At 63.5% G+C, this 18,175-nt stretch carries 21 protein-coding genes; 11 read left to right on the plus strand and 10 right to left on the minus strand.

The window, feature by feature from the left end:
- Nucleotide 1 precedes the first annotated feature (1 nt).
- Complete coding sequence (gene petA, locus NLY37_RS16050; protein ID WP_023670027.1) at nucleotides 2–562, minus strand: ubiquinol-cytochrome c reductase iron-sulfur subunit; 561 nt, start codon at nucleotides 560–562, stop codon at nucleotides 2–4.
- 259 nt (nucleotides 563–821) lie between these two features.
- Here petA and NLY37_RS16055 point away from each other — a divergent pair, with 259 nt between their 5' ends.
- From NLY37_RS16055 to NLY37_RS16065, 3 genes are read left to right on the plus strand one after another with little or no spacing between them, the layout of a single operon-like run.
- Nucleotides 822–1,097, plus strand: coding sequence for a type II toxin-antitoxin system Phd/YefM family antitoxin (locus NLY37_RS16055; RefSeq protein ID WP_023701566.1), 276 nt, complete (start codon nucleotides 822–824; stop codon nucleotides 1,095–1,097).
- On the plus strand, nucleotides 1,097–1,519 hold the full coding sequence (locus tag NLY37_RS16060; protein ID WP_023741060.1) for a type II toxin-antitoxin system VapC family toxin: 423 nt from the start codon (nucleotides 1,097–1,099) through the stop codon (nucleotides 1,517–1,519). The genes NLY37_RS16055 and NLY37_RS16060 overlap by 1 nt, the downstream gene beginning before the upstream one ends.
- Nucleotides 1,520–1,524: 5 nt before the next feature.
- Nucleotides 1,525–1,869 (plus strand): cupin domain-containing protein, encoded by a 345-nt coding sequence (locus NLY37_RS16065; protein ID WP_023724965.1) that lies wholly within the window; start codon nucleotides 1,525–1,527, stop codon nucleotides 1,867–1,869.
- 13 nt (nucleotides 1,870–1,882) lie between these two features.
- Here the strand turns inward: NLY37_RS16065 and NLY37_RS16070 are convergent, their stop codons facing one another.
- From NLY37_RS16070 to NLY37_RS16090, 5 genes are read right to left on the minus strand one after another with little or no spacing between them, the layout of a single operon-like run.
- Entirely contained in the window at nucleotides 1,883–2,191 is a 309-nt protein-coding gene (locus NLY37_RS16070) for a DUF6665 family protein (RefSeq protein ID WP_023724966.1), read from the minus strand.
- 1 nt (nucleotide 2,192) lies between these two features.
- Entirely contained in the window at nucleotides 2,193–2,669 is a 477-nt protein-coding gene (locus NLY37_RS16075; RefSeq protein ID WP_023741059.1) for a GNAT family N-acetyltransferase, read from the minus strand.
- Nucleotides 2,670–2,672: 3 nt separating this feature from the next.
- Nucleotides 2,673–4,556, minus strand: a complete 1,884-nt coding sequence (locus tag NLY37_RS16080; protein ID WP_023741058.1) for an ABC transporter ATP-binding protein — start codon at nucleotides 4,554–4,556, stop codon at nucleotides 2,673–2,675.
- Between the two features lie 10 nt (nucleotides 4,557–4,566).
- Nucleotides 4,567–6,462 carry an ABC transporter ATP-binding protein gene (locus NLY37_RS16085; RefSeq protein WP_023713950.1) on the minus strand — a complete coding sequence of 632 codons (1,896 nt, stop codon included), beginning with the start codon at nucleotides 6,460–6,462 and terminating at the stop codon, nucleotides 4,567–4,569.
- A 27-nt stretch (nucleotides 6,463–6,489) separates the two neighbouring features.
- Complete coding sequence (locus tag NLY37_RS16090) at nucleotides 6,490–6,897, minus strand: hypothetical protein (RefSeq protein WP_023683691.1); 408 nt, start codon at nucleotides 6,895–6,897, stop codon at nucleotides 6,490–6,492.
- 445 nt (nucleotides 6,898–7,342) lie between these two features.
- Between NLY37_RS16090 and NLY37_RS16095 the strand changes: the two genes are divergently transcribed.
- Both NLY37_RS16095 and soxR read left to right on the plus strand, forming a co-directional pair.
- A complete protein-coding gene (locus NLY37_RS16095) occupies nucleotides 7,343–7,801 on the plus strand; it encodes a tRNA (cytidine(34)-2'-O)-methyltransferase (RefSeq protein ID WP_023670018.1) in 459 nt (152 codons plus the stop codon).
- Between the two features lie 146 nt (nucleotides 7,802–7,947).
- Nucleotides 7,948–8,394 carry a redox-sensitive transcriptional activator SoxR gene (soxR, locus tag NLY37_RS16100; RefSeq protein WP_023691595.1) on the plus strand — a complete coding sequence of 149 codons (447 nt, stop codon included), beginning with the start codon at nucleotides 7,948–7,950 and terminating at the stop codon, nucleotides 8,392–8,394.
- Here soxR and NLY37_RS16105 read toward each other — a convergent pair.
- A complete protein-coding gene (locus tag NLY37_RS16105; protein ID WP_023683688.1) occupies nucleotides 8,391–8,648 on the minus strand; it encodes a hypothetical protein in 258 nt (85 codons plus the stop codon). The genes soxR and NLY37_RS16105 overlap by 4 nt on opposite strands.
- Before the next feature lie 273 nt (nucleotides 8,649–8,921).
- Between NLY37_RS16105 and hemF the strand changes: the two genes are divergently transcribed.
- The 3 genes from hemF (at nucleotide 8,922) to NLY37_RS16120 (ending at nucleotide 10,753) form a co-directional block, all read left to right on the plus strand.
- Nucleotides 8,922–9,836 carry an oxygen-dependent coproporphyrinogen oxidase gene (gene hemF / locus NLY37_RS16110; RefSeq protein WP_023670015.1) on the plus strand — a complete coding sequence of 305 codons (915 nt, stop codon included), beginning with the start codon at nucleotides 8,922–8,924 and terminating at the stop codon, nucleotides 9,834–9,836.
- 238 nt (nucleotides 9,837–10,074) lie between these two features.
- The gene (locus NLY37_RS16115) at nucleotides 10,075–10,335 is read left to right on the plus strand and encodes a DUF1344 domain-containing protein (RefSeq protein WP_023686144.1); all 261 of its coding nucleotides are present in this window, start codon (nucleotides 10,075–10,077) and stop codon (nucleotides 10,333–10,335) included.
- A gap of 232 nt (nucleotides 10,336–10,567) precedes the next feature.
- Nucleotides 10,568–10,753, plus strand: coding sequence for a DUF1059 domain-containing protein (locus NLY37_RS16120; protein ID WP_023670013.1), 186 nt, complete (start codon nucleotides 10,568–10,570; stop codon nucleotides 10,751–10,753).
- Between the two features lie 6 nt (nucleotides 10,754–10,759).
- Here NLY37_RS16120 and NLY37_RS16125 read toward each other — a convergent pair whose 3' ends face one another.
- The 3 genes from NLY37_RS16125 to NLY37_RS16135 are packed head-to-tail and all read right to left on the minus strand — an operon-like array spanning nucleotide 10,760 to nucleotide 13,289.
- Nucleotides 10,760–12,031 (minus strand): CCA tRNA nucleotidyltransferase, encoded by a 1,272-nt coding sequence (locus NLY37_RS16125; protein ID WP_023741057.1) that lies wholly within the window; start codon nucleotides 12,029–12,031, stop codon nucleotides 10,760–10,762.
- Nucleotides 12,028–12,660, minus strand: coding sequence for a CoA pyrophosphatase (locus tag NLY37_RS16130; RefSeq protein WP_023683684.1), 633 nt, complete (start codon nucleotides 12,658–12,660; stop codon nucleotides 12,028–12,030). The genes NLY37_RS16125 and NLY37_RS16130 overlap by 4 nt, the downstream gene beginning before the upstream one ends.
- The gene (locus tag NLY37_RS16135) at nucleotides 12,660–13,289 is read right to left on the minus strand and encodes a DUF1285 domain-containing protein (protein ID WP_023686147.1); all 630 of its coding nucleotides are present in this window, start codon (nucleotides 13,287–13,289) and stop codon (nucleotides 12,660–12,662) included. The genes NLY37_RS16130 and NLY37_RS16135 overlap by 1 nt, the downstream gene beginning before the upstream one ends.
- Before the next feature lie 144 nt (nucleotides 13,290–13,433).
- Between NLY37_RS16135 and NLY37_RS16140 the strand changes: the two genes are divergently transcribed.
- The 3 genes from NLY37_RS16140 to NLY37_RS16150 are packed head-to-tail and all read left to right on the plus strand — an operon-like array spanning nucleotide 13,434 to nucleotide 18,174.
- Entirely contained in the window at nucleotides 13,434–14,438 is a 1,005-nt protein-coding gene (locus NLY37_RS16140; protein ID WP_023705921.1) for an AAA family ATPase, read from the plus strand.
- The gene (locus tag NLY37_RS16145) at nucleotides 14,438–15,352 is read left to right on the plus strand and encodes a DUF58 domain-containing protein (protein ID WP_023683683.1); all 915 of its coding nucleotides are present in this window, start codon (nucleotides 14,438–14,440) and stop codon (nucleotides 15,350–15,352) included. Before NLY37_RS16140 ends, NLY37_RS16145 begins: the two co-directional genes overlap by 1 nt.
- Nucleotides 15,349–18,174, plus strand: coding sequence for a DUF4159 domain-containing protein (locus tag NLY37_RS16150; RefSeq protein WP_023713952.1), 2,826 nt, complete (start codon nucleotides 15,349–15,351; stop codon nucleotides 18,172–18,174). Before NLY37_RS16145 ends, NLY37_RS16150 begins: the two co-directional genes overlap by 4 nt.
- The last annotated feature ends 1 nt before the right edge of the window (nucleotide 18,175 follow it).

Here is an 18,175-nt window from a genome sequence, read left to right on the forward strand (position 1 = left end):
CTCAACCGATAAGGATTTTGGTATCGGAAATGAACTTGAATACCGGCACGGCCATGTTTTCCGGCGCCGGGCCTTTGCGGATGCGGCCGGCGGTATCGTACACCGAACCGTGGCACGGGCAGAACCAGCCGCCGAAATCGCCTTCCTGGCCAAGCGGAATGCACCCCAGATGCGTGCAGACTTGCACCATCACCATCCAGGCTTCCTTGCCGGGCGTGGTGCGGTTGGCATCGGTCGCCGGCGCATCGGCGGGCAGATTGGCGTTGCGGGCAATAGGATCCTTGAGATCGGCAAGGTTCACGGCTTCGCCGTCCTTCATCTCCTGCTCGGTGCGATTGCGCACCACGACCGGCTTGCCGCGCCATTTGACGATCAGCGACATGCCAGGCGTCAGCGAGGCGACATCAACCTCGACCGAGGCCAGCGCCAGCGTCGAGGCATCAGGGCGCATCTGGTCGATGAAGGGCCAGGCAACGGCGCCTGCGCCAACCACTGCGGCCATGCCGGTGGCGACGTAGAGAAAATCACGACGGTTGGGATCCTGGGTGTCGGTTGCGCTCACGGGTGCCTGATCCTTTCGCCTCTTCCGAGCCGGCGGCCGAGCTTTGTCCCCGCTCCATCGCGCCGGCCCGACAGCGCATGGCGAACAAGCTAGCGAATTCCTCCGGCATTTGGATTTCGGTTTATGCGTGAAGCCCGTTTTTGTCCAGCGGGCTGAGGCCACAAGGGCAGATTGTCGCGGGCGTTCCGCACGAAGAGAAATTTGACGAGCTTGGCCGAATGTAGCAATATGTCTACATCTTCCGGATGGAGGTGTTGATATGAATATCTCGACGAAGACGATAACCATCATGTCGAGCCGTGAATTCAACCAGGACACGGCGCATGCCAAACGGGCAGCCAAGAACGGGCCGGTCATCATTACCGACCGCGGCAAGCCCTCCCATGTGCTGATGTCGATGGAGGAATATCAGCGTTTAGAGAAGAAGCCGAGAAGCCTCGCGGACGCGATTGCCGATGATCGCCCCGAAGCAGATTTCGACTGGGAACCACCTCGCCTGGAAGGACCGTTTTTCAAGATTCCCGAACTCGACTGATGTTCATTCTTGACACCAATGTCGTTTCGAATCTGCGTCGTCGGGACAAGGCCGATCGCAACGTTTTGGCCTGGTCAGAGACCCACGACATCGCCAGCTTTTTCATGTCGGTCATTTCGATCCTGGAACTCGAAATCGGAACAATGCTCTTGTCGAGGAAGGATACTCGCCAGGCCACCATGTACCGTGAGTGGTTGGATCAGACACTCATTCCACAGTTTGACGACCGGATATTGAGCATAGACACGGCTGTTGTCGTGCGTTGCGCAAACCTCCACGTTCCCGATCCAAAGCCGGAGCGCGACGCCCTCATAGCCGCTACCGCGCTCGTCAAAAACTTGACAGTCGTGACCCGCAACACCAAGGATTTTGAAGGCACCGGCGTGAAGCTTTTCAACCCCTGGATACCGACGAAGGGTTAGAGGCTATGGCACACATCATCGACCGCGAGACCTGGACCAGGACGCCCGGCCGCTGGCAGGGCGAACTGCAATGCGGCGCCTACGGCTCCAACTCCTGCCTGATTTTCAACTATCAGGAAGAGATTGGCGGCGGCCCGCGCCTGCACACGCATCCCTATTGTGAGATATTCATCATCCGGCAAGGCACCGGCCTGTTCACGATCGGCGACCAGCAGATCGAGGCCACGGCCGGCCAGATCCTGATCGTGCCGCCCGATACGCCGCACAAATTCACCAATCTTGGCCCAGGCCCGCTCGAAACGACCGACATCCACGAAAACGGCAGCTTCATCACCGAATGGCTGGAATGAATGTTGCCGACCTCTAGCTTGCACCGAGCCTGACCAGCACGGCCCTTGGGATATCGTATTCGCGGATGACCGACTCATGCCGGCGCAGGCCGCAGAGTTCACGCTGGATGAAATAGGCGTGCACCGCTGCGGCAGCCTCCTTGAGCAGCCGCGGTCGCTGCTCCTTGTCGTCGTTGTTCTGACGGAGCTTGGCCAGCGTTTCCTCGACCCGTTGGCCGGCACGGCCGAGCGCTGCGGCCTTTTCAGCCAGTATCTCATGGCCAAGCGCGTCGAACGCGGCCTCGGCAGCCGAGGCGCCTAGGGATGGCGGACGCAGTGACATCTCAGCCTCCTTTTCTGTCTTGAGAGAGCATCATCCGGTGCGTGACGAATTCTTCGCCCACCACCGGCTGGAAGCCAAGCCGTTCATAGAAGCCAAAGGCTTCTTGTGGCGCGCGGGTGTTCAGCAAGGCAAAATGGTGACGTGCCCTGTCAATGACGGTCTCGACCAGCATGCGCCCAAGGCCGCTGCGGCGGTGACGCGCGCTGACGAACAGGTGCCTGACCCGGCCGTGGTCCCTGCCTTCGAAATAAGGATCGATGTTCAACCCGCACACACCAGCGAGTTCTCGGCCATGCCATGCGCCAAACAGCGCCTCGCCTCGTTTCAGGAACTTGTTGCGGCCGCCCGCCCAGCCATCCGCCAGCCGCACCAGCATCCAGTAGCCCTCCAGCCGGCTCTCCTCCTTCAGCGCGTCGAAGGCCGGCGCGGTTGGCCGCAGCCGCTTGAGGACGTAGCCGACATCAGGCGACCCTGCCATGCCCTACTCCGCCGGCCGTGTCTCTTCCAGCACGCTTTCCTCGTGGTAGAGGAAGCCGCCGGACTGCCGCTTCCACAGCCGCGCATAGAGCCCGTCGAGCGCCACCAGCTCGTCATGCGTGCCCTGTTCGACGATGCGGCCTCCGTCCAGCACCACAAGACGGTCGAGCGCGGCGATGGTCGACAGCCGATGAGCGATGGCGATGACCGTCTTGTTCTCCATCAGCCTGGCCAGATTCTCCTGGATCGCCGCCTCGATGTCGGAATCGAGCGCCGAGGTCGCCTCGTCGAGGATCAGGATCGGCGCATCCTTGAGGAAGACGCGGGCGATCGCGACGCGCTGGCGCTGGCCGCCCGACAGTTTCACGCCGCGCTCGCCGACAAAAGCCTCGTAGCCGGTACGGTCCCGGTTGTCGCGCAGGCCCAATATGAACTCGTGCGCCTCGGCCTTCTTCGCCGCCGCGATCACCTCGGCCTCGGTCGCGTCCGGCATGCCGAGCTTGATGTTGTCGCGCAGCGAGCGGTGGAACAGCGCCGTGTCCTGGCTGACCACGCCGATATTGGCGCGCAGCGAGTTCTGCGTCACCTCGGCGACGTCTTGCCCGTCGATCAGGATTTTGCCGCTCTCGAGGTCGTAGAGGCGCAAGATGAGGTTGGCGAGCGTCGTCTTGCCCGCGCCCGACGGCCCGACCAGCCCGACCTTCTCGCCAGGCTTGACCACAAGGTCGATGCCATTCAGCACGCCAAAACCCTTGCCGTAGTGGAACTCGACATTCTTCACCTCGATGCGGCCTCCCGCGACGACAAGCTCCTTCGCATCCGGCGCATCGACAAGGCCAAGCGGCTGCGAGATCAGCGCCTTGGAGTTCTCCAGCACGCCGAGGTTTCGCAAAATGCCGTTGAGCTGCATCATCACCCGCCCGAGCAGCATGTTGAGCCGCAGCACCAGGGACAGCGTGAAGGCGACGGCGCCGACGGTGATCGACCCTTCGACCCAGAGATAGACGGCAAAGCAGCCAATCGCGGTGATCATGATGCCCGACAGCGTCGTCAGCGCCATGCGCACGCCGGTCAGTCGGCGGGTGAAGGGCCGTAGTGCATCGAGATAGATGTCGAAGCCGTTCTTGATGTAGCGGTCGTCGCCATCGGCCGAGAACAGCTTCAGCGTCTGCACGTTGGAATAGGAATCGATGATGCGCCCATTGATCATCGAGCCCGCTTCGGCCGTGGCCTCGGCATGCCTGCGGATCGAGGGCAGATAGAGCTTGGCCAGCCAGGCGAAAGCGAGGATCCAGATCACCACCAGCACGGCCAGGCGCAGATCCAGCCCGGCGACCAGCGCCAAGGTCGTCACCGTATAGATGAGCATGAACCAGATGACCTCGATGAAGCTCTCCATCAGGTCGCCGGTCGCCTGCCCCGCCTGCCAGACTTTTGTCGCGATACGGCCGGCGAAATCGTTCTGGAAGAAAGTGTAGGACTGCCGCGACACATGCCGGTGTGCCTGCCAGCGCACCAGATTGTAGAAGCCCGGCGTGATCGTCTGTTCGTTGACCAGCGCCGACAGGCCGACGACGACGGTGCGGATGACCAGCACCACTGCGATCATGAAGACAAGCTCAGGCCCGGCGGCGGTCCACAGCGCGTGCCAGCTGCGCTCGCCAGGAAGCTGGTCGAGAATATCGACCAGCCGCCCGACGAAGTAGAAAAGCCCAGCCTCGATCAGCGGCGCGATGCCGCCGATGACCAGCATGGCGAAGAAGGCGAACTTCGCCTGGCCGACATAGTGCCAGAGGAAGCCGCCGACGCTTGGCGGTGGCCGAAGGTCCGCCGGCTCCCTGAACGGATAGACCCAGTCCTCGAACCAGCGATAGACGGCTGTCATCATGCTGACGTCATCACTCTGCGGCTTCACCCTTCACGCCGATGTCGTTGGCAACGGCGTCATTGGCGGCATCGACCGGACCGTCGTCGAGCAGGAACCCGCCCGACTGGCGCTGCCAGAGCTGCGCGTAGAGCCCGCCGCTGGCGACGAGTTCCTCGTGCGACCCTTCCTCGATGACACGGCCCTTGTCGAGGACGACGAGCCTGTCCATCGCCGCGATGGTCGACAGCCGGTGCGCAATGGCGATGACGGTCTTGCCTTGCATGAGCTTGTAGAGATTCTCCTGGATGGCGGCCTCGGCTTCGGAATCCAGCGCCGACGTCGCTTCGTCAAGGATAAGTATCGGTGCGTCCTTCAACATAACGCGAGCAATGGCGATGCGTTGCCGCTGGCCGCCGGACAATTTGACGCCGCGGTCGCCGACATGAGCGTCGAGCCCTTTACGTCCGGTGTGATCCGAAAGCCTGCCGATAAACTCCAGCGCCTCGGCCCGCCCGGCTGCCTCGACAAGCATTTCCTCCGTCGCATCGGGCCGCCCGTAAAGAATGTTGTCGCGCACCGAACGATGCAGCAGCGAAGTGTCCTGCGTCACCATGCCGATCTGCGCGCGCAGCGAATCCTGCGTCACCGAAGCGATCTCCTGGCCGTCGATCAGGATCCGGCCGTTCTCGAGGTCGTAGAACCGCAACAGGAGATTGACCAGCGTCGACTTGCCCGCACCCGAGCGCCCGACAATGCCGACTTTCTCGCCGGGCTTCACCGTCAGCGACAGGTTCTCGATGACGCCCTTCTGCTTGCCATAGTGGAAACGAATGTCGTCGAAGCGGATCTCGCCCTTGGTGACGGCAATGTCCTTCGCCCCCGGCCGGTCTTCGACCAGGCGCGGCAGCGAGATCGAGGCGATGCCGTCTTGCACCGTGCCGATGTTCTCGAACAGGCTCGACATTTCCCACATGATCCACTGCGACATGCCCCACATACGGAGCACGAGGCCGATGACCACGGCGACGGCACCGATCGTCACCGCCTGGCCGAGCCACAGCCACAGCGCCAGCGCCGTCACCGAAAACAGGAGCAGCGCGTTGAGGATATAGAGCAGCCCGTAAAGCACCGTCACCAGCCGCATCGACCGGTAGACCGTGTCGAGGAAGCCTGCCATGCCTTCTCTCGCGAACGTTGCTTCGCGCCGTGCATGGGAAAACAACTTGACCGTCTGGATGTTGGTGTAGCTGTCGACGACGCGGCCGGTCATCGTCGAGCGCGCATTGGCCTGCGCCTCGCCGACCTTGCCCAGCTTCGGGATGATATAGCGCAACAACCCGATATAGCCGAGCAGCCAGACGCCGAGAGGTGCCGCCAGCCGCAAGTCGGCCGAGCCGACGATGAACAGCATGCCGAGGAAATAGACGATGACGTAATTGAGCACCTCGATCACCTTGATGACGCATTCGCGCACGGCGAGTGCCGTCTGCATCAGCTTGGTGGCGATGCGGCCGGCAAATTCGTCCTGGTAGAAGCTCATCGACTGCTTCAAGAGATAACGATGCACCTGCCATCGGATGCGCATGGGGTAGTTGCCCATCAGCGTCTGCTGGTTGAGCAAAGAATGCAGCCATACCGTACCCGGCAGCGCGAACAGCACGACGAAGGCCATGCCGGCGAGCTTCCAGCTCTCGGTCTGCAGGAAGGTTTCGCGGTTCTGCCCGGACAGCCAGTCGACGATGTGGCCCATGAAGCCGAACATCCACACTTCCGCGATGGCAATCGCCGTCACCAGCACCGCATCGACGATGATGTATGGCCAGGCGCCGCGCGTATAATGCACGCAGAAGGCAACCAGCGTCTTCGGCGGCTCGACCGGTTCCGCTGCGGGGAACGGATCGAGCCTTCTTTCAAACCAGCTAAACATAGGGATGCTCACAAAACTGTTGTCCGCTCATGCGGCGCGGGAAAAATCCCCGGGGCGCTCCGCGTCCCCAGACCGTACGTCGGCGGGGACTGACGGCCCGGAATCACCCGGGCCATCGGTCCTGCTTCGCGCAATATAGGGACTTGCGGGCTTTTCACCGACAGAAGCGTTCGACTGAACTGACGGCACGCCGCCGCCAGTCCGGTTTTTCGCGCCCGGCCGGATCAGCCGGATGATCCGGCGCACCAGCGACGGCCGGCTGTGGTCGGGAACCGCACGCGAGAAATCGACATCCGGCAACATGCCGCGATGCGGACGCCGGCGCGTCTGCGCATGAACGGCCGACGAATAGGTCTCGCCGACCAGCAACGCCCAGGTCGCCGTCTTGCGTTCGTGCAGGCTTCTTGAACCAGGTATCTTATAGGGATCGAACATCGGTCCGTCCTCCGTGTGAAAATAGACATAAAAAGGCGAAGCAATGTCGTGCGCCGGCATTCGGCCGGAGGCACGGATTGCATCCGTCGGGACACGAGGATAGGCCTCGGTCGCGACATGCTCAGCTGGGGCGCTTGGCCCCTTTAACCGGTTGAAAAACATCGCAGGATTCCTTCGAGAGCCGAAAATTGGGTTCGGCGGGAATCGGTGCGATCAGATCTAAGAAATCAGGTAAATCGTCGTACCGAAACCGCCGGAAGGCAGGTAAGCCCACGGGAGGGGCGCTGGATGTGCATGGTCATCATGAAATACCCCTCCATCGGTTCGGGTTGACAATGCGTGCGGTATAATCGACTTCGCAGAAAATGGCCACCCGCAGGTCCAGCAATTTCCAAAACCAGCCACCCGCTGTGGCCGATCTGCCACTTATTAGAAAGACGCGGAAATGAACCACCGTCTCCGCATCGCCCTCTACCAGCCTGACATCGCCGGCAACACCGGAACAATCCTGCGCTTCGCCGCCTGCCTCGGCCTTGGCGTCGACATTATCGAACCAGCCGGCTTTCCGCTCTCCGACAAAGCGCTCAAGCGCGCCGGGATGGACTACCTCGAAATGGCTGCCCTGACCCGGCATGTCGACTGGAACGCCTTCGAGGATTGGCGCAAGGGCCAAGCCTGCCGGCTGGTGCTGCTCACCACCAAAGCCGCGACCCCCTATACGGGCTTCAGCTTCGCCCAAGGCGACATCCTGCTGTTCGGCCGCGAATCCGCCGGCGTGCCGGATCCTGTCCATCAGGCGGCGGATGCGCGGCTGACGATCCCGATGCAGCCGGGCACGCGCAGCATCAACGTCGCGCTGTCCGTCGCCATGGTCGCCGGTGAAGCCATCCGGCAACTCGGCTAGAACCTTCAACGCGTTGTCGTCATCGCCAACGGCCCTTGCGTCTTGCATCATTCTCACCCAGGCGCACATCGCCTTCTCCTCAATTGCCCTATCGACATTTCCTGGCTACAAGCTCAACTTAAGTTGAGGTCAAGCGGAAAATCGAGATGGCTCCGGTAAAGGAATTGACGGTCGGCCAGTTGGCCATGCGCAGCGGCGTGGCGGTGTCGGCGCTGCATTTCTACGAGGCGCGCGGGCTGATCCGCAGCCACCGCACGTCGGGCAACCAGCGGCGCTATGGCCGCGACGTGCTGCGGCGGGTGGCGATCATCCGGATCGCCCAGGAGGTCGGCATCTCGCTGGCCGAGATCGGCGCCGCACTTGAATCGCTGCCAGAAGGCCGTACCCCGACGCGCGAGGACTGGAACCTGTTGTCGACCGGCTGGCGCGACGACCTCGATCGCAAGATCACTCAGCTAAAGAAGCTGCGCGACGGCCTTACCGACTGCATCGGCTGCGGCTGCATGTCGATCGACAAATGCCCGCTGCGAAACAGGGAAGATCGCTTGAGTGCGCAAGGGCCGGGCGCAAGGCGACTGCTTGTGGAATCCTAATCCGCCGCGGGCAGCCGCCGTATGGTGAATTCGATTACGTCGCCCGGCCGCTCGAACCAGCTTTCGATCTCGGTCCAGTAGGCCTGCTTGGGAAAACGCTCGAACCATTCCTTGGCCTTGAGCCGCGCATCCGGGCGCGGCAGGACGAAGGTCTCGCGCAAAAACCCGTCACGCGGCATGCGCTCGCGCTCGGCGCGTGAACGATCGAGCCTTTTCTTCAGGCCATGCAGCGGCGGTCTTGCCGGCGTGCGCATGAAAGAACTCCTAGGCCGAACCAGATGACACTTGACCCTTGCCCCTAAGAGATTAGGGATCGCGCCCGGAAAAGGCTAGTGCTCCGATTCCAACATTCGCCTCCTAATCCCCAGTCGCCGTTGCGAACGTTGGAATCACAAGGACCACTAGCAAGTTCATGTTTCTGGTGAGTTTTCGAATTTGACATTTGCGCCGTGCCCTGCGCCACGCTGTGTGCAAATCTCAAATTCACTCCACTAGGTCCTTTGTCGGCTGCGACCGGAGACAGCATTTTGGAACGACCAGAAATACCGGCAGGCCTGCCAGCCGACATCGAACAGAAGAAAATGAAGGCCAGGCTCTGGTTCGAGACGCTGCGGGAGCGCATCTGCACCACCTTCGAGCAGATCGAGCAGGACTTGACCGGTCCGCTGGCCGAATGGTCGCCCGGCCGCTTCGAAAAGACGCCGTGGGAACGAGACCATGGCAAGGGCGGCGGCGGCGCCATGTCGATGATGCGCGGCCGCGTCTTCGAGAAGGTCGGCGTCCATACTTCGACCGTCTATGGCGAATTCTCGCCCGAATTCAGGAAGCAGATGCCCGGCGCCGAGGAAGACCCGAGCTTCTGGGCATCAGGCATTTCGTTGATCGCGCATCCCTGGAACCCCAACGTGCCGGCCGTGCACATGAACACCCGCATGGTCGTGACGTCGCGCCACTGGTTTGGCGGCGGCGCCGATCTGACGCCGGTGCTCGACCGCAACCGCACGGAAGATCACCCCGACACGGTCGCCTTCCATCGAGCCATGCAGTTCGCCTGCGAGAAGAACGCTGCGATCGCCGACCACCCCAAATTCAAGGCCTGGTGCGACGAGTATTTCTATCTGCCGCACCGCCACGAGCCGCGCGGCGTCGGCGGCATCTTTTTCGACTGGCTGCATTCGGGGGAGGAGAAAGGCGGCTGGAATGCCGATTTGAACTTCGTCCAGGATGTCGGGCGTTCTTTCCTTGTCGTCTACGGACACCTGGTTCGCGCCCATTTCAACGAGAACTGGACCGACGACGACCGCGACGAGCAGCTCATTCGCCGCGGCCGTTACGTCGAATTCAACCTTCTTCACGATCGCGGCACCATCTTCGGCCTGAAGACCGGCGGCAATGTCGCTTCGATCCTGTCCAGCCTGCCGCCGGAGGTCAGGTGGCCGTAAAAAATCGGTGAGCGAAACGTGAGCCGCATTGACGTCCCATTCGCCGAATCTGGGCAGCCAATGTGGCATCGCCATTATCTTTTTCGTCTAATAGGCAATTGAAATAAAACGACTATTTGTCGTTTCGGGCCGGGAAGCGCCGGCGGTTCAGTCCCGAACCGCGACACGACGCTACCGGACGGCCCTGAACAAGGCGGAGCATTTTCCAAACGGATGCCCGCATTTCCAGGAGTATTACATGCGAAAGCTCATTGTTTCGGCAGCCGCCGCTGCCCTTCTCGCTTCCGGCTCGATTGCCTTTGCCGCGGTCAAGCACACCACGGGCACGGTCAAGACCTATGATGGCACGGCCATGAGCCTCGTTCTGGACGATGGATCGACCTTTACGCTGCCCAAGACCTTCAAGGATCCTGGCCTGAAGGCAGGCGAAAAGGTCCGCGTTTCCTGGGACATGAGCGGCAAGAACAAGGTTGCCGAGTCCGTCAAGATCGAGAAGTGATCGGGACAAGACCGAACGTTCTCGCCTTGGCTTAGCCTGGCAAGAGGGGGCGGAGCAGCGCTGCTCCGCCTTTTTCGCCCCCACGGCAACCAAACTCGTGGAACCGTGTTATGCTAACTCCCCCGTGCGCGCCCCCGAAACCGACTGCTGTGACAGGGCGCGGAACAGAGATGGCGGAGCTTCGTGTGCCCATGAGAGGCACAGGCTCCAAGGAGGAAAAGGAGAAAATCCCATGAAGGAATTCCATTGCGGCTCGCTGGTTCCCGGCTGTGAGTGGCACACCCGTGCCGGTGAGGAAGCCGAGGTCATGCGCCGCGCCGTCGACCATATGCGCGAGACACATGGCGAAACGGTCATTCGCGAGACGATGATCGAGGCGATCCGCTCGCGCATCGAGAAAGTTCGCGACGCGGCCTGAGCAGTCCTATCTGGCCTTCAAGGCTTCCGCGGCGCGCTCCAGCAGCGCGTCGCGATCGAGCGCAAAGCCGGACCCGATCCATTCCTTTTCCAGGTTTTTCAGGATCGCACCGAGTATTGGCCCCGGCGACGCGCCAAGCGCCGTCAGATCGCCGCCCTTGACTGGGAACACCGGTTTTTCCCATTTCAGCGCAAAAGCGAGCAGGCGCGAAAACCCGCCGGCCTGAACCAGCGCGTCATTGTCCTCGAGAGCCCGCGCTCGCGCCGACGCCAGCGACAGCCGCAGGCGATCGAGAAAACCCTGGCGCTCGCCGGAATAGAGTTTCTTGGCCAGTTCCGCTTCGCTTGTCTTGGGCTCGACGGCAGCCGTCAGCGCCCAGTGGCGCAGGCGCTCCGCCTCAGTGGTCGAAAGTTTCAGCCGCTCGGCCAGTGTCTTCATCCTCGCCGCATCGGGCGGCACGATCGCCTCCAGCCTGAGCAGCGGGTCCGGCGCCCAGCCCAGATCCTTTTCTGTCTTGGTCAGCCCATGAATGGCATCGATGCCCCATTTCTCGCTTTCCGGCAGGGCGCTGGTGAGCACGCCGGCCTGGCGCATCCACAGCAAGGCGCGCGACGGATCTGGGGCCGATAACAACTTCTTCAGTTCGGACCAGATGCGTTCGGCCGAGAGATGGGCGAGACCGTCCTTGAGCCGGGCGCAGGCCTTCAATCCCTCGGCATCGGGCCGACCCTCGCCATACCAGGCGAAAAAGCGGAAGAAACGCAGGATGCGCAGATAGTCTTCGCGGATCCGCTGCTCGGCATCGCCAATGAAGCGCAGCCTTCGTGCCTCGATATCGCCGACGCCGCCAACCAGGTCGACCACCGTCCCGTCAGCCTCCGCATAGAGCGCGTTGATTGTGAAATCGCGCCGTTCGGCGTCGGCCTTCCAGTCGCGGCCGAACGACACTTTAGCGCGGCGGCCATCGGTCTCGATGTCGGCGCGCAGCGTGGTGACCTCATAGGGCGCGCCGCCGGCAATCACCGTGATCGTGCCGTGCTCGATGCCGGTCGGCACCGCCTTGAAGCCCGCCGCCTCGGCGCGGCGAACGGTTTCCTCGGGCAGGCAAGTGGTAGCAAGATCGATATCGGCGACCGGCTGCCCAATCAGCGCATTGCGCACCGCACCGCCGGCGATACGGGCTTCTTCGCCGCCTTGCGCCAGCACGGCAAGCAGCCGCTGGAGATGCTTTTCACCCAGCCAGTCGGCTCTGCCCGCCAGCGATACCGGATCACTCAAGCATAGAGCCTTTCATAGAGGGTGCGGATGATGCCGGCGGTGACGCCCCAGATGCGCTGGCCGCCATAGGGCATATCGTAGAAGAACCATTCCAGGTCGTTCCACATGCGGCTGTCCCTGGTGTGGTTGGCCGGATCCATCAGGAACGAAAGCGGCACTTCGAAGGCGGCGTCGACCTCGTCGGAATTGAGCGACAGCGTAAAACCGGGCTCGACGATCGCCAGCACCGGCGCGATGCGATAGCCGCTGCCGGCGACATAATCGGGCATGCGGCCGATGATCTCGATGCGGTCATGGCCGAGGCCGATCTCCTCGAAGGTCTCGCGCAAGGCCGCTGCTTCCGGGGTCGCATCGGTGGGATCAATGGTGCCGCCGGGAAAAGCCACCTGCCCCGAATGGCTGCGCAGTTTTTCCGCCCGCTTGGTCAAAAGCACGGTCGCATCGCGTCCATGATCGACGACCGGGATCAGCACTGCGGCGTCGCGCAGCGCTTTGAGCTGCGTCAACCGTGGATGGCCGGGGTTGAAGCGATGATCGCCATAATCGTCGCCGGCATGGGCTTCAGCTTGCGCCGCGACCCGCGCGCGAAAATCCGCTGTGGAAAACGGCGGCGGCCTCACCTGATCCATCATGCGCTCAGCCGCTTCAGTTTTTCCGCCGGCATGATCGGATAGATTTCGCCTTTCGAGCGCACGGCAAACATCGTCTTGCCGCCGATATCGATCTCCTCGCCATGCTCGACCAGTTCGTACATCACCGGCCGCGCCACCAGCGCTTCCAGCCTCCCGCGCACCAGCACATAGGGCTTCAGGCCGCCGGTCTCGTTCTCGTCGACGAAGCGCAGCGGATGGCCAGGTCCGGCCTCGACGACATCGCCGACATTGGTGCGGAAAGTGATGGTCTGCTCGGCGCCGGCGCCGGAAACATCCATTTCAACCGCGATGAAAGGCGCGTCCACGACGCGGATGCCGACCCGTTCGACCGGCGTCACCAGATAGGTCCTGCCATCCTCGTCCTTGCGCAGCACGCTGGAAAACAGCTGCACCAGCGGCATGCGGCCGATCGGCGTGCCGAGATAGAACCACGTTCCGTCTTGTTTGATCTCCATGTCTAGATCGCCGCAAAAGTCGGGATTCCAGCGCTCCACCGGCGCCGCGCCCTTGCCGGCGCGAGCCGCACGCGAGATCAACGCTTCGAGACCGCGCGCCTCGGTTGCGGCAGTAAGGCTGTGCTCGCGATGTTCGGAGCGTTCCGTCATGGTCACGAAATAGTCACTGTTGTTCCGCTTGTCAGCCTAAGGCTGTGATTTAAATTCATTCGTAGGCGCCAGGCGAAGCCGAATCGCGGCATTCTAAGGCACTACAGTGCAAGCCGGTACTTCCAGCACAAGGATCGATGCGGCATGAGCGTAATGGTCAAGGAAAGCCCAATCAGCGAAAAGGACATGATCGCCCAGGCCGAGACGGCGCTGGCCGATATTTCCAGGGTGCGCGACGGCGTCGGCCGCGTCATTTTCGGCCAGGAAGTGGTGGTCGAGCGCACGCTGGTGGCGCTGCTTGCCGGCGGCCATGCGCTGCTGGTCGGCGTGCCCGGCCTTGCCAAGACCAAGCTGGTCGAAACGCTCGGTGTCGTGCTCGGCCTCGATTCGCGCCGCATCCAGTTCACACCCGACCTGATGCCGTCGGACATTCTCGGCTCAGAGGTGATGGAGCAGGACGAGGCCGGCAGGCGCTCCTTCCGCTTCATCTCCGGCCCGATCTTCGCGCAATTGCTGATGGCCGACGAGATCAACCGCGCCTCGCCGCGCACCCAGTCGGCGCTGCTGCAGGCGATGCAGGAATATCACGTCACCATCGCCGGCATTCGCCACGACCTGCCCGCGCCCTTCCATGTGCTGGCGACGCAAAACCCGCTGGAGCAGGAAGGCACCTACCCCCTGCCCGAAGCGCAACTCGACCGCTTCCTGATGCAGGTCGATATCCTTTATCCTGAAATCGAGGCCGAGCGGCGCATCCTGCTCGAAACCACCGGCATCGAGGACGCCAAGGCGCAAAACGTCCTGCAGCCGGCGCGGCTGAGGGAAATCCAGACGCTGATCCGCCGTATGCCGGTGCCCGAAAGCGTCGTCGACGCCATCCTCAAACTGGTGCGTTCGGCGCGTCCCGGCCAGGGCAATGCCGAGACCGACAAGCATGTCGCCTGGGGTCCCGGCCCGCGCGCCAGCCAGGCGCTGACGCTGTGCGCCCGTGCGCGCGCGCTTTATGACGGGCGGCTGGCGCCGTCGGTGGACGATATCCGCGCGCTGGCCGAACCGGTGCTGCAGCACCGCATGGCGCTGACCTTTGCCGCCCGCGCCGAGGGCACGACCGTGCGCGACGTGGTAGCGAAACTGGCCAAAGGAATCTGATGGCGCGTATCGGCGAAGTCCAGGCACCGGCAGCGACGCGCGACGCGCTCGCCAGGGGCCGGTTGCGGGCTTCGCTGGTGCCGGACCTGCTGGTCGAGGCACGCCGTATCGTCAATACGGTAATTGCCGGCTGGCATGGCCGCCGCAAGCGCGGCATCGGCGAGAATTTCTGGCAGTTCCGCCCCTATGTCGAAGGCGATTCCTCGCGCATCGACTGGCGCCGTTCGGCCCGCGACGACCACACCTATGTGCGCGACCGCGAATGGGAAGCAGCCCACACGGTGTGGCTTTGGGCCGACCCATCGCCCTCCATGCTCTACAAATCGACTGGCGCCAGCGTTTCCAAGGAATCGCGCGCGCTGGTGCTGGCACTGGCCATGGCCGAACTTTTGTCGCGCAGCGGCGAGCGCATCGCATGGCCCGGCCTGACAGATCCGTTCACCGCCCGCAACGGCGCCGAGCGCATCGCAGCGCAGTTGATGCACGCCGCGGACCTGCCAGCAAAGCCTGACCTGTCCGCCATCCGCCGCTTCTGCGACATCGTCGTCGTGAGCGATTTCCTCGACCCGGTCGAGGAGACCATGGAATGGCTCGATGTGCTGGCGCGGCATGGCGTGCGTGCGCATCTGATCGAGGTTGCCGATCCGGCGGAGGAGACCTTTCCTTATGCCGGCCGCACCGAATTCACCGATCCCGAGACCGGCGACAAGTTGACCGCCGGCCGCGCCGAAATGCTCGGCGACGAATACCGCCTGCTCTACACCGCCCGCCGCCAGGAGATGGCCAGCTGGTGCAAGCGCCTCGGCTGGAGCTACACCGTCAACCACACCGATCGCCTCGCTTCCGAGGCGCTGGTGCGCATCCACATGGCGATGACCGCCGATGGCGCATTCGTGGGAAGGGCCGGCGCATGAGCTGGCTGCCGCTCTCCTTTGGCGCTCCCATGGTGTTGTGGGGCCTGCTCGCGCTGCCGGTGATCTGGTGGCTGCTCAGGCTCACACCGCCCAAGCCGCAGTCCGAAATGTTTCCGCCGCTGAAGATCCTCGCTCGCGTGCTGAAGCGCGAGGAAACGCCGCAGCAGAGCCCGTGGTGGCTGACGCTGCTGCGGCTGTTGATGGCAGCCCTTGTCGTCGCGGCATTAGCCGAACCCGTTTTCAATCCGCGCGAAAAATTGCCGGCCGAGGGCGCCGCCCTGGCGCTCGTCATCGACAATGACTGGGCGAGTGCTGCCGACTGGGGCAAGCGCGTCGCCACCGCCCAGCGGCTGATCGCCGATGCCGGTTCGAACGGCGTACCGGTCGTCATCGCCTTCACCGCCGAAAAGCCGAACGCCGAGATCGGCCCCTTCGATGCGGCGGCTGCCCTCGACCGGCTGCGCGCCGCCAAGCCGAGGCCGATCCCGACCGACCGACCCGCTGTCTATGCCCGCGTCGCCGGCGTGCTGGAAACCTTGCCCGGCGCCAGCGTTGCCGTTCTCGCCGACGGCCTTGCGGCAAAGGGCGACGAGGCCGCCTTCAACACACTGCTGTCGAAAAACGCCGCCCGTGTCGTCTGGGCCTATTCCGACCGGCTGGCGCTGACTGGGCTCACTGGCGCCGAAAATCAGGTCGACGGCTTCGCCCTGACCGCCATCCGCGCGCCCGGCGATCCGGCGCCGGCACAAGTCACCGCCGGCGCCTTCGACGACAAGGGCCGCCGCATCGCCGACGCGACGCTGACCTTCGCGCCGGGTGAGACTACCGCCACCGGCACGATGGCGGTGCCGTTCGAACTGCGCAACGACTTCGCCTCGATCGCGCTCGACGGCGAACGCCAGGCAGGTGCTGTGCGCGTGCTCGACGAAAGCTCCAAGCGCCGCCGCGTCGGACTTTTATCGCAGGCCGAGGCCGACCAGGCGCAGCCGCTTCTGTCGCCGCTCTATTACATCAGGCGCGCGCTGCAGCCTTTCGCCGATCTGGTCGAACCGTCGAGCGTCGATCTCGCCGACGCCATCCCGCAGCTTCTCGACCAGAAGCCGGCGATGATCGTCATGGCCGATATCGGTACCATTCCGCCACAGGTCCATCAGCGGCTGGTCGACTGGGTCGACAATGGCGGCACGCTGGTGCGCTTTGCCGGTTCGCGGCTGGCCGCCGCCGGCAATGACGATGATCTGTTGCCGGTCAGGCTGCGCACCGGCGAGCGCTCGCTTGGCGGCGCGCTGTCATGGACGACGCCACAAGCGGTGACCGAATTCCCGAAGAACGGCCCGTTCGCCGACCTCGCACCGCCGGCCGAGGTCACGGTGAGCCGGCAGGTGTTGGCCGAACCGACGCCGGACATCGTCGAGCGCACCTGGGCAACCCTTGCCGATGGCACCCCGCTGGTGACCGGGTTGAAGAAGGGCAAGGGCACGCTGGTGCTGTTCCATATCACCCCGGAAGCGACATGGTCGACGCTGCCGATCTCCGGCAGCTTCGTCGAGATGCTGCGGCGCATCGTGCAGCTGTCGCGCAACCAGGGTGCGGCGGTTGCCAACGCCGAAGCCGCTGCTACGTCGCTGGCGCCTTATCGCATGATAGCCGCCGACGGCACTTTGGTGCCGCCGACGCCGGACGCACGACCGCTGGTCCCTGGCGCCGGCTCGCTGCCGGTGACGTTCGAGAACCCGCCCGGCCTCTATGGCTCGGAAACCGGCGTTTTCGCCCACAATCTGCTCGACCCGGCCACCGCCTTCGCGCCGCTGGTGCGCCCGCAATTCACAGTGCCGGTGACCAATATCCAGTACGCTTTCGATGAATCGCGCGACCTCAAGGGATCGCTGGTCACAGCGGCACTTGTGCTTATGCTGCTCGACACGCTGGCGGTGTTCTGGATGGGCGGGCTGATGTCGCGCCGACCGCGCCGCGCCCGATCGGCCGCGGCAACGACGGCTGCGCTGCTGCTTGGCCTCGGCATGCTGTTTGGCCATGCCGACCTCGCCCGCGCCGACGACGCCAAGCCCGGCGATGCCGCCGCTATCGAGGACATTGCCAAGACCCGCATCGCCTATGTGCTGACCGGTGTGCCCGGTGACGATTCGATCAGCCGCGCAGGGCTCGAAGGCTTGACCCGCTTCCTGATCGAGAAGACCGCGCTCGAGCCGGGCGCGCCGGCGGGCGTCGATATCTCGAAGGACGAGCTTTCCTTCTATCCGCTGATCTACTGGCCGATCGATCCCTCCGCGCCGATGCCGAGTCAAGCCGCGATCGCCCGCATCGACGCCTATATGCAGCAGGGCGGCACGGTGCTGTTCGACACGCGCGACCAGTTCGCCAACGGCATCGGTGCGGATTCGGCGAGCCCGGCGACGGAACGGTTGCGCGACATTCTCGGCAATCTCAACGTGCCGCCGCTGGAGCCGGTGCCCGCCGACCATGTGCTGACCAAATCCTTCTTCATCCTGCCCGAATTTCCCGGCCGCTTCTCCGGCAGCCCGCTCTGGGTGGAAGCCTCGCTCGAGGCCAGCAATGCCGAGAATCGGCCGGTACGCGTCGGCGACGGCGTCTCGCCGATCCTGATCACCGCCAATGATTTTGCCGGCGCCTGGGCCGTCGACGAGAATGGTGACCCGCTTTTGCCGACCGTGCCATCGGATCCGATGCAGCGCATCTATGCGCTGCGCGCCGGCGTCAACATCATGATGTACATGCTGACCGGCAACTACAAATCCGACCAGGTGCACGTGCCGATCCTGCTCGAACGGCTGGGGCAGTAAG

It is taken from the genome of Mesorhizobium sp. C395A (genome assembly GCF_030323205.1).
Taxonomy (GTDB): Bacteria; Pseudomonadota; Alphaproteobacteria; order Rhizobiales; family Rhizobiaceae; genus Mesorhizobium.

Bases quoted from the DNA above. Each gene is read 5' to 3' on its own strand.
- NLY37_RS16090 (WP_023683691.1), bottom strand. From the start codon at position 6,897: ATGTTCGATCCCTATAAGATACCTGGTTCAAGAAGCCTGCACGAACGC.
- soxR (WP_023691595.1), top strand. From the start codon at position 7,948: ATGGCTCCGGTAAAGGAATTGACGGTCGGCCAGTTGGCCATGCGCAGC.
- NLY37_RS16095 (WP_023670018.1), top strand. From the start codon at position 7,343: ATGAACCACCGTCTCCGCATCGCCCTCTACCAGCCTGACATCGCCGGC.
- NLY37_RS16085 (WP_023713950.1), bottom strand. From the start codon at position 6,462: ATGTTTAGCTGGTTTGAAAGAAGGCTCGATCCGTTCCCCGCAGCGGAA.
- NLY37_RS16080 (WP_023741058.1), bottom strand. From the start codon at position 4,556: ATGATGACAGCCGTCTATCGCTGGTTCGAGGACTGGGTCTATCCGTTC.
- NLY37_RS16130 (WP_023683684.1), bottom strand. From the start codon at position 12,660: ATGGATCAGGTGAGGCCGCCGCCGTTTTCCACAGCGGATTTTCGCGCG.
- NLY37_RS16115 (WP_023686144.1), top strand. From the start codon at position 10,075: ATGCGAAAGCTCATTGTTTCGGCAGCCGCCGCTGCCCTTCTCGCTTCC.
- NLY37_RS16065 (WP_023724965.1), top strand. From the start codon at position 1,525: ATGGCACACATCATCGACCGCGAGACCTGGACCAGGACGCCCGGCCGC.
- NLY37_RS16105 (WP_023683688.1), bottom strand. From the start codon at position 8,648: ATGCGCACGCCGGCAAGACCGCCGCTGCATGGCCTGAAGAAAAGGCTC.
- NLY37_RS16075 (WP_023741059.1), bottom strand. From the start codon at position 2,669: ATGGCAGGGTCGCCTGATGTCGGCTACGTCCTCAAGCGGCTGCGGCCA.
- NLY37_RS16055 (WP_023701566.1), top strand. From the start codon at position 822: ATGAATATCTCGACGAAGACGATAACCATCATGTCGAGCCGTGAATTC.
- NLY37_RS16150 (WP_023713952.1), top strand. From the start codon at position 15,349: ATGAGCTGGCTGCCGCTCTCCTTTGGCGCTCCCATGGTGTTGTGGGGC.
- NLY37_RS16140 (WP_023705921.1), top strand. From the start codon at position 13,434: ATGAGCGTAATGGTCAAGGAAAGCCCAATCAGCGAAAAGGACATGATC.
- NLY37_RS16120 (WP_023670013.1), top strand. From the start codon at position 10,568: ATGAAGGAATTCCATTGCGGCTCGCTGGTTCCCGGCTGTGAGTGGCAC.
- NLY37_RS16060 (WP_023741060.1), top strand. From the start codon at position 1,097: ATGTTCATTCTTGACACCAATGTCGTTTCGAATCTGCGTCGTCGGGAC.
- NLY37_RS16145 (WP_023683683.1), top strand. From the start codon at position 14,438: ATGGCGCGTATCGGCGAAGTCCAGGCACCGGCAGCGACGCGCGACGCG.
- NLY37_RS16135 (WP_023686147.1), bottom strand. From the start codon at position 13,289: ATGACGGAACGCTCCGAACATCGCGAGCACAGCCTTACTGCCGCAACC.
- NLY37_RS16070 (WP_023724966.1), bottom strand. From the start codon at position 2,191: ATGTCACTGCGTCCGCCATCCCTAGGCGCCTCGGCTGCCGAGGCCGCG.